Source organism: Bradyrhizobium sp. (assembly GCF_049519115.1).
Lineage (GTDB): Bacteria > Pseudomonadota > Alphaproteobacteria > Rhizobiales > Xanthobacteraceae > Bradyrhizobium.
In genome coordinates this window covers 1-12,721 of the sequence record NZ_JBEKRB010000098.1, presented here as the reverse complement: position 1 = coordinate 12,721, position 12,721 = coordinate 1, and the positions used below count along the sequence as shown (strand labels likewise).

9 protein-coding genes and 2 pseudogenes are annotated in these 12,721 nt (G+C 58.3%); 5 read left to right on the top strand and 6 right to left on the bottom strand.

Annotated features, from left to right (window positions below; genetic code table 11):
• Positions 1-1,026 precede the first annotated feature (1,026 nt).
• The 3 genes and pseudogenes from ltrA to ABSE61_RS34110 form a co-directional block, all read left to right on the top strand.
• Positions 1,027-2,346 (top strand): group II intron reverse transcriptase/maturase, encoded by a 1,320-nt coding sequence (gene ltrA, locus ABSE61_RS34120; protein WP_423875585.1) that lies wholly within the window; start codon positions 1,027-1,029, stop codon positions 2,344-2,346.
• A gap of 170 nt (positions 2,347-2,516) precedes the next feature.
• Entirely contained in the window at positions 2,517-3,254 is a 738-nt protein-coding gene (locus ABSE61_RS34115) for a reverse transcriptase domain-containing protein (RefSeq protein WP_423875584.1), read from the top strand.
• Positions 3,212-3,988 (top strand): annotated as a pseudogene (locus ABSE61_RS34110) (IS110 family RNA-guided transposase); the annotation flags it as partial. The gene ABSE61_RS34115 and the pseudogene ABSE61_RS34110, both read left to right, overlap by 43 nt.
• Positions 3,989-4,302: 314 nt before the next feature.
• On the opposite strand, the gene ABSE61_RS34105 reads toward ABSE61_RS34110, so the two are convergent.
• The 3 genes from ABSE61_RS34105 to ABSE61_RS34095 all read right to left on the bottom strand — a co-directional run bounded on the left by ABSE61_RS34105 (position 4,303) and on the right by ABSE61_RS34095 (position 8,338).
• Positions 4,303-4,980: an alpha/beta fold hydrolase gene (locus ABSE61_RS34105; protein WP_423875583.1), complete on the bottom strand. Its 678-nt coding sequence runs from the start codon at positions 4,978-4,980 to the stop codon at positions 4,303-4,305.
• A gap of 989 nt (positions 4,981-5,969) precedes the next feature.
• Positions 5,970-7,037, bottom strand: coding sequence for a methyltransferase (locus tag ABSE61_RS34100; RefSeq protein ID WP_423875582.1), 1,068 nt, complete (start codon positions 7,035-7,037; stop codon positions 5,970-5,972).
• A gap of 17 nt (positions 7,038-7,054) precedes the next feature.
• Positions 7,055-8,338 carry an amino acid ABC transporter substrate-binding protein gene (locus tag ABSE61_RS34095; protein WP_423875581.1) on the bottom strand — a complete coding sequence of 428 codons (1,284 nt, stop codon included), beginning with the start codon at positions 8,336-8,338 and terminating at the stop codon, positions 7,055-7,057.
• A 224-nt stretch (positions 8,339-8,562) separates the two neighbouring features.
• On the opposite strand from ABSE61_RS34095, the gene ABSE61_RS34090 reads away from it, so the two are divergent.
• Complete coding sequence (locus ABSE61_RS34090) at positions 8,563-10,110, top strand: winged helix-turn-helix domain-containing tetratricopeptide repeat protein (RefSeq protein WP_423875580.1); 1,548 nt, start codon at positions 8,563-8,565, stop codon at positions 10,108-10,110.
• Between the two features lie 276 nt (positions 10,111-10,386).
• Positions 10,387-10,701 (top strand): barstar family protein, encoded by a 315-nt coding sequence (locus tag ABSE61_RS34085; protein WP_423875579.1) that lies wholly within the window; start codon positions 10,387-10,389, stop codon positions 10,699-10,701.
• Positions 10,702-10,804: 103 nt separating this feature from the next.
• Here the strand turns inward: ABSE61_RS34085 and ABSE61_RS34080 are convergent, their stop codons facing one another.
• From ABSE61_RS34080 to ABSE61_RS34070, 3 genes and pseudogenes are all read right to left on the bottom strand, one after another.
• The gene (locus tag ABSE61_RS34080; protein ID WP_423875578.1) at positions 10,805-11,665 is read right to left on the bottom strand and encodes a protein-L-isoaspartate O-methyltransferase family protein; all 861 of its coding nucleotides are present in this window, start codon (positions 11,663-11,665) and stop codon (positions 10,805-10,807) included.
• 44 nt (positions 11,666-11,709) lie between these two features.
• The gene (locus ABSE61_RS34075; protein ID WP_423875577.1) at positions 11,710-12,225 is read right to left on the bottom strand and encodes a GrpB family protein; all 516 of its coding nucleotides are present in this window, start codon (positions 12,223-12,225) and stop codon (positions 11,710-11,712) included.
• Positions 12,226-12,313: 88 nt separating this feature from the next.
• A pseudogene (locus tag ABSE61_RS34070) lies at positions 12,314-12,514 on the bottom strand (polyhydroxyalkanoate synthesis regulator DNA-binding domain-containing protein); the annotation flags it as partial.
• Between the last annotated feature and the right edge of the window lie 207 nt (positions 12,515-12,721).

The window sequence follows — 12,721 nt, the reverse complement described above, 5'->3', positions numbered from 1 at the left end:
CGCCGGGAGACCGGCAAGGAGTAGATGGTGCAAGTCCATCACGATGAAGGAGTAGCGAACCGCATCGACCCCGAGTCATGCGCAGATACCCGTGAGGGTATTGGCGAAGCGTTGACAGGGGAACGCATAGGCCAGCCATTGAGCCGCGAAAGTACCCTCATCCTGGGAGCCGACGTCGTTCCGGTGACGGAAGGCAACACGGATGGGCGCGATAACGCGAGCGCCCAGACGGCCCGGCGTGGTCTTAGACACTGGCATGTGCGGACGCTCTTTGCTCGGGAACCGGGAGATCTCATGGTCGGCCAGCGCCGCATGCGTGCAGCACTGGTCCGTGTCGGGAAGGCGAGGAGCCGTAGCCGATGATGTACGATCATGAGAAGTCTGACCCCGCCATAGTGTGCGCTGGGCAGCGCATGAATCATGGGGGTTGAAGTCCCCTCGGCGCTCGGATGAGGGGCGCTGTATCCAAAAGCGGGGGTAATGCCTCGCTGGCCGGGAGAGCAAGAGGGTATGGAGAAGTCTAAACGGGCACGCAGGCGAAAGCCGGAAACAGCCAAGACGGACCTGGAGCCAGTTGCTCGGCGTATCTCGGAGGACAGGGTGTCCGGAGCGATCCGGAATCCGAAGGGTTTGAGGAGAAGTATCGGGCTGTAATCGAATGGGGGAGACCCCTGATGAACAGGTCGGCCAAAGATGGGATTAGGTCGAGCCCGCACTATGGGGGCGAAGGCATTACTCATTCACCCATCGTACCAAGGTGTTTGCTGGCGGCACGATACGGAAGATTCATGCGTGACCCCAGGAGACCTGTCGGTGTCCTGGTTTTAAACCAGGTAAGCGACCCTATAAGCGAGAGCGAAATGGGAAGTGATGCACCGCCAGGAGTCGGAGAACGTCACAGTACCTGAAGCGCGAGACGAACAACTCGCGTGACCGGCGACGGCGGATCGAGAGTGGTCCGGGGAAGGACGTTCGTGAATGGATCGAGCTTTGAGTGATCGAGGTAGATGAGAAAGGAGCGTGAAGATGGACAGTTCCCTTTGTGAAAAACCCGAACGTCACGTTCCAAGGAGACTATCCGATCATTTGACGTTCGAAGGTCAGAAGCAGAAGGTCCACTCTCTGGTGGACAAGGTATACTCACGCAAGAACTTGACGCTTGCGTGGGAGCGCGTTCGCGCCAACCAGGGCGCGGGCGGCACAGATGGGGTGACGATCGGAGAATTTGAGGCCGACCTGGATGCAAATCTGGAGCGGCTCCATCGCGAGCTCCGAGAGACGACCTATCGGCCGCAAGCGGTGCGACGACTGGAGATCCCGAAAAGAGGGGCTCCCGGCAAGACAAGACCTCTCGGCATACCTTCGGTCTACGACCGGGTCTGCCAGCAGGCGCTGGTCAATCGCCTGGAGCCGATCTTTGAGAAGGTCTTTGATCCGAGCAGCTTTGGGTATCGCAAGGGTCGCAAGACCGCCGATGCCCTGGCCAAAGTCTGGCGCGAAGTGGAGGCTGGAAACGAGTGGATCGTGGATGCGGACCTGAAAGACTACTTTGGGTCCGTGGATCACGAGAAACTCATGGCTCTCCTCGGAAAGCAAATCGCCGACAGCGGCGTGTTGAAGCTCATTCAACAGATGCTGAAGGCGGGCTACGAGGCAAAGGGTCAGCGATTCGAGACTCCACGAGGAACCCCGCAAGGAGGCGTCGTCTCGCCAATGCTGAGCAATATCCTGTTGACTCCCTTCGATAAGGAGATGAGGCACAAAGGATATCAGCTCACACGGTGGGCTGACGACTGGGTGGTGACCTGTCGCACTCGGGCCGAGGCTCAGTCGGCCTTGGCTCAAGCAACTAAGATTCTCGGAAAACTTGGCGTGACGCTCAACCGGGAGAAAACCCGGATCGTGCACATCGCTCAGGGCTTCGAGTTTCTAGGATTTAAGATCGGACGCGGCAAAGGCCGATTGAAGCTAAGCCGCGACCGCATCACATCCAAGTTGAACCGGCATAATCTCTACGCCATTCCTACGCAAAAGTCGTTGGACCGATTCAAGGATCAAATCCGGGCCCTGACGCAGAGGAGAACACCTCTGCGAATGGGCGAGTTGATTAAAACGATCAACCCGATCATCCGAGGATGGGGCAACTACTACTGCCGCTCCCAAGTTCGCAAGCGCTTCCACCAACTGGACGGTTGGATTGTTCGAAGGCTTTGGTCGCATCGCGCTAAGCGGTGGCGGAACAGCTGCTGGAAAAACTATCCCACCAAACGGCTTCTGGGTGAGTTCAAGCTGGTCAACCTTGTCTCGCTGATACCTTCTCTCCGGATCTCGCGAAGCCATTCATGAAAGCGGAATGCGGGAAAACTGCACGTTCCGTTTGAGCGGCGGACGGAGGCGAGCCCTTCAATGGGCGCCTCCTCCGACCCGACACCGTTGAGGCCGGGTAATTCCGGCGGAGGAAAGGACCCTGACTTCAGGTGTGCTTTTGAAGATGGTGAGGAAAGGGTAGATTGGCGATGAGCCTTGAAACGCCCGATAAGATCAGGAGCCTTCAGAGAAAGCTCTATTGCAAGGCGAAGGCGGAGCCCGCCTTCCGCTTCTATGTGCTCTACGACAAGATCTGCCGTGAAGACATTCTGAGTCATGCCTATAAGCTTGCCCGCACCAACGCGGGTGCGCCAGGAGTGGACGGAATAACTTTCGAGCAAATCGACGCGTCGGGACTGGAAGCTTGGTTGGCGGGCCTGCGCGATGAACTCGTCACGAAGACCTACCGGCCCGATCCGGTGCGGCGGGTGATGATCCCGAAGCCCGGCGGCGGCGAACGTCCACTCGGTATCCCAACAATCCGGGACCGGGTCGTCCAGGCTGCTGCGAAGATCGTGCTGGAGCCGATCTTCGAGGCGGATTTTGAGGACGGCGCCTATGGATATCGGCCGCGTCGCAGCGCGGTCGATGCAGTCAAGGAAGTGCACCGGCTTGTTTGCCGGGGCAACACGGACGTTGTTGACGCCGATTTGTCGAAATACTTCGACACGATCCCGCACTCGGACCTCCTCAAATCGGTGGCCCGACGCATCGTTGACCGGAATGTGTTGCGGCTGATCAAGTTGTGGCTGCAAGCACCAGTCGAGGAACGGGATAGCGACGGGAAACGGCACATGAGTGGCGGTAAGAGCAACAGGCGTGGCACGCCGCAGGGCGGTGTCGTCAGACCGACGCTGCCGATGCGGAAGCGGTTTGCGAGGCGGTGACGCGGCCGACAATGAGGTTCGTGCCAGTGAAGTCGCCCGAGCAGCAGGCGGCGCTGTCGATGCACCGGACGCGCGATCTGCTGGTCAAGCAGCGCACGCAGACGATCAACATGATCCGCGGTCTACTGGCCGAATTTGGCATCGACATCCCCAAGGGGTTGGAACGGGCGCTGCTGATGGCGCGACAGATCGTCGATGGTAAATCACCAGATGTGCCGATTGAAGCTGCCAAGATTGTCGGCACACTCTCGCAGCAGGCGCTCGACACACACGTTCGGCTTCGCGAGATCGATCGTGATCTGGCCGTTTGGCTACGAGGCAACGAGGTTGCACGTCGTCTTATGACCATCCCCGGCATCGGGCCGGTCGGCGCGACGGCACTTGCCGCATCCGTTACCGATCCGCATCAATTCCGCTCGGGGCGGCAGTTCGCTGCCTGGTTGGGACTGACGCCACTTCAGAAGTCGAGCGGTGGCAAAGAGCGGCTCGGGCATATCACCAAGATGGGCGACAAATACCTGCGCAAGCTGCTCATTGTAGGGATGACGTCGCTGGTACGCCGTGCAAAATACAATCCCGGTAAGATCGATCCACGCTTGGCGGATCTGCTGGCGCGAAAGCCCACTAGGGTAGCCACCGTCGCGATGGCGAACAAGACCGCGCGGGTCATCTGGGCGATCATGGCACGTGGCGAAACCTATCGTACGGGCCACCAGCCGGCACTGGCAGCATAAACGATATACAGGATTTAGCTGAATAGGAGAACAGCTTCACGGGGTTGCGAGCGCGATGCGATGTGATGGCAGACCGGTCAGACCGGGAACAGGGACAACCCAACCGATGTCGAAGGCGTCATAGCCTGATGAACAGAATGGGACCTTGTTCGCGGACTCCATCAGGGCCAGCAGTCTCAACTGACTGCATCAACAGGCCGGACAGAAGACTGCACCCGACCAATGCCACTGCGTCAATTTAGCTCTTGCAACGCGGGGGCCATCCACAGAAGACATCGTCGGCACGGATCGGCTTTAGCAAAGCTTGCCCGCTATCAACCCTTCTCATACGCAACAAGGCATTCAGCCAGTCCTTCCGCATTCGACAACGCAACAAGATGGCCACCGGGAATTTCTGCTACTTCCTTTCCGAGTCTGTAACGCGCGACGCGCCGTTGAAATTCGATTGGGAAGAAGCGGTCATCTTTTCCCGCAAGAACATGAATGGGAATGTCAGGCCAACGCTCGAACAGACAGGGCTCGCCGAAAATGGTCTCGGCTTCTTCGCGAGGCTGTTCCGGGCCAGTGCGCAGCACCTCCTGCGGCACGTCGTGCAGAAAGTACGTTCCCACGTCGAATTCCGGCGTATAGCCACGCGCCGCCGCTGCTTGTTGCCGCGCCTCTACTGCTCCTGTTGCGCCCCACCATGCGCCAGCGGTCTCGCCCGGCTCTGGGATCATCGCGTTGACAAACACCACCATCCTCACGTGCGCGCGAGCGCAAACGAGGGGTGCCGTGAAGCCCGCAAACGACTGAACGACCAGAATAACATCGGCTCGTTCCGCGATCGAGCGGACGACGATGTCAGCATACGCTGCAAGACCGGCGTGCCTGTCATCGCCAGGTAGGTCGATCGCCACCGGTTCGTGCCCTGACGCGCGAAGAAGCGGGACCACGCGGTGCCAATACCAAGCCATGCCGCCTGCCCCGGGAACAAGGATGAACGTTGCCATAACGAGTCCTCCTTTTCTTAGGACCGCTCGCAAACCGCACTTTTATGGGCTGCCTCCCTATAAGACGGCTTGGAATCAGCTGGACCGACGGCATCAGATTTTTTTGTGAGCGGTGGCACACTGATCCCCATTCAGTGGGATGTCGGGTTGGGATCAAAAACAAAAGTGGCTCAGCCTGAATGGCATGTCGATTCTGCTCTCAACAGATGGTGGACATGCGGCGACTGCATTGGCACGGCGGCTTCGTGCCAAATCCGGACCTGGCGGCCATAGAAGCAAGAGAGGAAAAGCCTGGTTATAGCAATGAGTTTTTTGATGAGCACTTAACGAAGCGGGTAGTAGTTGCCCCATCGCCAAATTCAATTGAGTTAGAATCAAGAATTTTCAGAGAATGGGACTGTTTTCTGGACCATGGAAACCATCTGCTGCGCTTGCTAGGCAACTCTGCAAACCGAAAGACATCATCGCTCATACCTCTTACGGATTTAATGGATTGTTCCGAGTGATAACCTGCTCGTGCCTCAATTCGTTTTCCGTCGGAAAAAATCAGAGTCGTTGGAAGAGACCCGTCCATAATGGAATCGATACCGAGTAGCTTTAGGGTAAAACAGGCGCCGCCTGCGGAGCCAGGCGTACGGCCATCCGCTGCAACCCACACTCCACTAACAGGATATTCTTGAGTCAAAACTGCGGACGCCGACAAGCAGCAAATTGCAATCGAAATACGCATTGCTCCAATATGAATCATGGCGACGTGCTCTTCAATCCGGCTGGCATTCTAGCGCGGGATTAGGCAGCATACACCTCGAAAATAGCAGAGAAACTGGCGCTCGCCGGTAAGGCGCCGATGTCCGAGTCGGGTCAAAAACGGAAGTCGTGGCCTAACTCCGGGACTTCTGCTTTGCCCTCGATATCGGACATGCAGCGACCATTGCGCCATGTCCGTCAAGTGCCAGGAAGGGACATCCCGACTTTAGGGCCATCCAGCGCTATCCCTGATCACACGGAAATGCTTCGATAATGCTTTGATGGGTCGTCGTCGGGTGCACACATCCGAGCCTAAAGCCGGCTTGCGCGAGTATCTGGGAAAATTGGTCTTGACTGCGCTCGACACCACCGGTGACCGTAAGCATTAGAAGATCCATGAGCTTGCCGTGATGCGGCGCATTCCCGTCGGGTAACACGGCCTCGACGATCAGCAGACGGCCTTCCGCCGGCATCGCCTCACGGCACTTGCGCAGGATCGCGACCGCATCGTCATCGGTCCAATCGTGCAAAACATGCGCCAGCACAAGGGCATCGTGCCCGGATGGAAGGTGGTCGAAGAAATCGCCGGCACAAAATGCACAGCGCGCTTCTAGTCCTGATGCCGCGATATAATCGCGAGCATGTTTTTCGGTATCCGGCAGGTCGAACAGGATTCCGGTCATATGCGGATGCGCTGTCAAAATTTCGGCAAGTAACGCGCCCTTGCCCCCACCAACATCGACTAAGCTACGAAAGCGCGAGAAATCGTAGGCCGCGACGACTGCGGGAGCGACGGCGCCGTGCATACCAACCATCGCATCATTGAAACGGGCGCTGTGAACGGGTTCGCCAGAGAGAAATCCGAATAAGTCCTTGCCGAACGCCGCCTCGACACCCGATTGCCCTGTTCGCAGAGCGTGAAGAAAATGATCCCACGCCTTCCATTGCCACGAACCAGCAATCGTCAGAATCGTCGCACGAGCGGCCCCGGGCGCGCCGTCACGCAGGGCATCGCCAAGCGCGGTGGTAGTAAACAGACCGGGTTGGATTTCGTCGACGATACCGCAGCTAGCGAGCGCGCGCATTAGCCGGGAAAGCGACCGCACATGCGTTCCTGTTTGACAAGCAATCTCCTGAACCTCGCGCGGGCCATTTGCCAGGAGATCCGCGATTCCAAGCTCCGCAGCTGCGTAGACCGCGCGCGCCGGCCAAATGGCTACGCCCATCTGGATCAGCTGGACGTGAGGCGGGATACCTGCGGGTGCGCGCATCTGCGCGTTTGGTACGTCGCTGCCGGTGTTGGAAGCCACAGTTGACGCCATTTACTTTACTTCGCAATTTCATGCGCTTTGGCGAAAGGTTCGATCAGATCGCCCGATCTCAGTTCGGGCGGGTAGAGGATTACTTGCTTGCCCGGTTGCCTGAACTGCGCAATGTCGTTGCCACTGATGTGCTGATATTGGATCGTCAGTATCCGGGTTTTCTCCCACTCGCCGAGCGCTCCGAACTTTACGTCCCCGACGATGGTGTTGAAGCGCGCCTGATGCAGATGCGCCGCGATTTTCTCCTGGTCAAGGCCGCCGGTGGCGGTCACGGCCGCCCCCAGAAGCTGCATTGCCGCATACGCAAACGGTGCCAGGAAATAGCCGAGCGCGTCGACTCCGGCGCTGGGTGCGCGCTCCTGATAGCGTTGCAGAAAGTCATCGACGCCCGGAAATTTCATTGTCGGTTCGGGGACGTAGTTATCGTTGGTGACGATGCCGTTGAGTGCCGGACCGAATTTCGCTTTCACCGCCGCGAAGGAGAGCCCGATCATGGCGCCCCCGAACAGTTTCGGCCGGTATTCCAACTCATTCACGCTGCGAACGATGCCCGTCGAATCGGCCGGATAGGACGCCACGAAGACGATGTCAGGATTTGTCGCCTGGATGGAGCGAACGAGCGAGGTAAAATCCGCGGTGGTCGGCGGGTAGCTCTGGTCGTAGACGATTTTCAACCCGGCCTGATCGATATTTACGCGAGCGCCAGCCAGGACGTTCTGGGAAAACTCGGCGTCGGCGCCGACGATCGCGACCGTCCTGGGTTTTGGATCCATCCGCATGGCGACGTCGAAATATCCGGTCGAAAGGCTGCGCTTCGATTCCGGGCCGTTCGGGAGAATCTGGAAGTAGCGATCATATTTCCAGGCGTCGTTCACACCGGTGCCAAACAGCGCCATGTAGACGCGCTTTCTGTCCATCACGATCGGCATCGCCGGTCCGATCTGATTGGTGGCGAACGGCGAGGCAAGCAGATCGACTTTGTCGACGTCGATGAGCTTGGCGTAGAGGCCCGGTACGTTGGCGGGATTGCTCTGGTCGTCATAATAGACCAGCTGCACCGGGCGCCCGATCAGGCCGCCCTTTGCATTGATCTCATCCCGCCAGATCTCCATGGCGAGCAAGCACTGCTTTCCGCCAGGCGCCAGCGGTCCCGTAAGCGACATTCCGAAACCGATCCGGATCGGGTCGGCCGCGACCGCGCGGGAGGCGCCCATCGATATCCCAACGGCCATGGAGGTGGCCGAGGTGAGCAACCTGCGGCGGCTAAGCGGCTTTTTGAGTATCGGCATGGTTTTTGCCCCTCGATTGGAAGAAATGTGCTCGCGCGGTGTATTGGCTTTGCGTAGATCGTCTCCGGTTTGGCCACAATCGCATAGCCGGCGACGGGGCGCTTTTGGAAAGGTTCAGCGAAGTCTTGGGATTTCATTGTTAGCTGCCGGATTCTTCGGGATCGCCGCCGGGATTTGTGGTGGGATGAGCCAGGCGGACAAGTTGCAGGTCACCATGGGGACGCATGCTCTATCATTTCGATCGCTTTTCGCTTGATCCCGACCGTCGCGAGCTGCGCCGCGATCGGACTGCGATATCTGTCGAGCCCAAGGTATTTGACCTGATAAACTACCTGCTCGATCGCCGCGATCGAGTGGTCAGCAAGGACGACCTGATAAGCGCAGTCTGGCATGGGCGGATCGTGTCGGAATCGGCGCTCGCGACCTGCATCAATGCGGCGCGCGCTGCCCTTGGCGACAGCGGCGACGAACAACGTCTCATCAAGACCTTTCCGCGCAAGGGCATCCGCTTCATCGGTACCGTTCTTCAGGGACCGATAGAGTCTGCGGCGCCGGCACAGCTGCCGGTCGGGCTGGCGCTGCCAGATCGGCCCTCGATCGCGGTGCTTGCGTTCCAGAACATGAGCAGTGAACCGGAGCAGGAGTATTTCGCCGACGGGATTGTCACCGATATCATCGCGGGGCTAGCGCGTATCAAATGGCTCTTTGTCATCTCGCGAAATTCGAGCTTCGTCTACAAACATCGTCCGACGGACGTAAAACAAATCGGCCGCGAACTCGGAGTTCGCTACGTCCTCGAAGGCAGCATCCGCAAGGCGGGATCGCGGGTGCGTATCGACGCACAATTGATCGACGCGGAAAACGGCGTGCATATCTGGGCCGAACGCTACGATCGGCAAATCGACGATATCTTCGCGTTGCAAGATGACATCTCCGACAAGGTCGTCGGAGCTATCGAACCTAATCTGCGTAATGCGGAGATTAATCGTGCACGGCGCCGCCGTCCGGACAGTCTGGAGGCATACGATCTCGTACTGCGTGCGCGGCCTTTTTCTCACAGCCATCTCGCCGACGATGCGGCGATAGCGATACCGCTTCTGAACAAGGCGCTTGAAATAGAGCCGGACTATGCGGCCGCGCATGCACCGCTCGCGCTGTGCTATCATAGCCGCTTCAGCCGAGCCGGCTTGAAGGAGGCAGATCGCAACGCCGCGGTCCATCACGCCCACGCCGCCATTGCCTCTGGACCGGACGACGCGGCGGCGCTCGGTATCGCGGGGTTCGTGATTGCGCTCGACGCGCATGACCGCGCGACCGCGCTGAAAGCCTTCGACAGGGCGATTGGGCTCAGCAGTTCGAATTACTTTGCACTCTGCTCCAGCGCACTCGCATTATCTTGGATGGGAACGACTGAAACGGCGATAGATCGCGCGACGCGCGCGTTGCGCCTTAGTCCCTTCGATCCGCTGAACTACCTGTCCTATAATGCGCTTGCGATTTCCTATCTACACACGGGGCAGTTAGCCGAAGCCCACGAAGTTGCGACACGCTCCGTTGAGCTCAATCCACGCTTTAGTGTTTCGCGCGCATTCCTGGTGGCCGCACTTTCACGGCTTGACCGGATTGAGGAAGCAACGGACGAAACGCGCCGCCTGCTGGATCTGGATTCCGCATTCTCGATCCGGCGTTTTTCCGTGACCGTCGATATCGAGCCGGCCGTTTTTCTGCCGATCGCCGAAGCGTGGCAGCGGGCCGGCGTTCCAGCGCATTGAGAGCGAGTCCCTCGGTACATTTGTTAAAGACCGTGTCGAGACTTTCGATAGTTGTAACCTCTCAGGAGATCATGATCCTCACCACGGCGTTTACCCTCGTCAGCTGAGGGCTCGTCTAGGTCCGTTCCGGGTCAGAAGCGTCGTTTTGAGCGCGCGCCCGTCACTTCCGGTCTGCCCCGATAAGCGAGCAATTTATGAGGCGGTCGAGACGTCTCAGGATGGGTGCCAGAATGCGGCATGTCGTGGTAAGGTGGAGGCCCGTGAGAGGGCAATCGCATGCGACTGATTGAGCTTGATGCTAAGGGATGGAAATCCCAACTGGATTTTCTTCAATCGCTCACTCGCGCACTTGGCTCCTGTGAGGGACACGGAATGAGCCCGGACGCCTTCGTGGACTCAATGATTTGGGGCGGCATGAACAGCGTTGAACCCCCTTACACAGTCCAAATCAGCAATTTGAATGCTGCACCGAAGGAAGTGGCCGACTATGTATCCCTAGTGATTTCGGCAATCAGAGAGGGGCGGCATGATCGTTTTCGGAGGCACGGCGAGGATATTGAAGTCTGTATCCTAGAATTGCGCAGCCACTAACAGATCGGACGTTGCCAACCCTTCCCCGACAATACAGCGGTCACCCGCTCCGCGTCATCTGACGGTGCACGCAGCCCGGTAATCGCGTGATCCTCGCCGACGACTAAGGTGCGAGTCCAGAATCCGAGGTCGAAAGCCACCAACCGTCGCCAGCGAACCAGCATGTGTCATCTTTAGCATCGTCAATTCGGAAGGATCGGACGCTCTCTTTCCCGCCGTGTGCGAACGCCGCATTCAATCTTGCGGCACTTTCCGCACTTTGACCTCCGACGAGCGACACGAAGGCGGCTGCAGAGATAAACCGCGCAGGCCAGGTCGCGCCGCCGTATTCTGGTTTCCGGATCAACAGCATCCCGCCAACCATGCCCTCCGCATGCAACGGAAACAGCAACCGCCCTCGGCTCTTCATAGCGTCGAGCCAGCCCCAGCTCGGCTGCGTCGTTCCAGCGTTGACATATATGGCATCCGCCTTCGGGAGGTCGTCAGCTATGCCGGTGCGGCCATACACCGCCACCCATGGCATGTGAGCCAAGTTCTGCTCGGCACGTGCGCTAAGGGCTTGATCAATTTCATAGGCATGGACGTACCCGGTCTGGCCGACCAAGTGTGCCAGCACGGTCGTATAGTAGCCTGTACCGGCGCCTATCTGGACAACGGTTTCGCCTTGGCAGAGAGCCAGCGCATCGAGCCAGTGTGCATGCCAACTCGGTTGACCGATGTTGATGCCCCGCGCTGGGTTTATAGCCACGAGCGTATCCTGGTAGATAAAGGCCGGATCGTCAGTTGGTGTCCTGATGTAGCCGACTCCAGGAATATTAATAGACCAGGGCCCTGGGCCGGCAAAACGCTCGCGCTCGACGGCAGCGAACGCTTGTTCAATCCGTGGATCGCGCGCTCTTCCCTCGGCTGCCACATAGCGGGCAAAGAACGTTCTGAGCGCAACTGATCGGCCAGGCTCTTCCATATTCCGGCTCCGGGTGTAGGCGGCAAAAGTCGCCGATGACATCCTCACTTGGTTGCCTTCTGTACCACACTATCGACGTAGGCGGATTTGGCATCGGTATAAGCCTCACGATCTGTCTGATGTTCGATGGCAAGTCGTCTTTTGAGCCGCTCGTAAATCTCAGCTTCCTCCGGGTGAGCGCGCAGATAGTCCCTGAAGGCCAACCGCTGCCACATTTCTCCATGTAGCTCCGTGACATGCACATGATGAGAGCGCTTTGAACCAAAGGGCGGCATGCCCTTAACGAAGAACATTCGATCCTTTTTCGGATTGTCGGCCCAATAGACATAATCAAGGTTTCGAAGGGCTTCGACAAAGGTGACCTGCGCGGCAGCCAATGATCGGACCGCGATCAGGACATCTATGATGGGCTTTGCACTCAGGCCAGGAACCGCAGTACTTCCGAAATGCTCGAGTCCTACGACCAGCGATGGATCGAGGGCCGCTCGTAACCGCTCGGCCTCTTCCTCGAACAAGAGCGGCCATCGGGGATCGTAATCGACGATCTCGACTGCATCCATTTCCTCGGCTCCACAACTCAGCCCGCTAAGACGCCATCATTAGGCGCTGCCGCTAAAGGGGCAGCTGTGCCTATCGCACAGCGCGGAAGTTTTCCTTTACGAAAGCGATCTGCGCCAGCACTGCTCGGGTGATGTCCATGCCGGTCTTAGTATCGTGGACGAGAAAGCTCTTGCCTCGCTTCTTCATTGCCGCCAGGTCATCTAGCGTCACAAAAGTGCCGGTGCCGATATTAAAAAGACGGCGGTTTGGGTATTTCTCGATGAGGACAGGGCGGTCAGAATGTGTCATCGGGTCACTCCGAAAACTCGACGGTTTTCCCCTCAGGAACCATTTAACGCACGGAAGGTGGGCATTCAACGCCGCATGCCCGCGATGGGTCAAACGCTGCAGGTCGTTTGCCGCTAGGCCTGAGGCGAAGTCCGCTTTCGCCAGAAAACCGACCTAATTCCAATGCCTGATCCGGTGGCACATGCTTCTCGCCCTCTGTAACCGAGC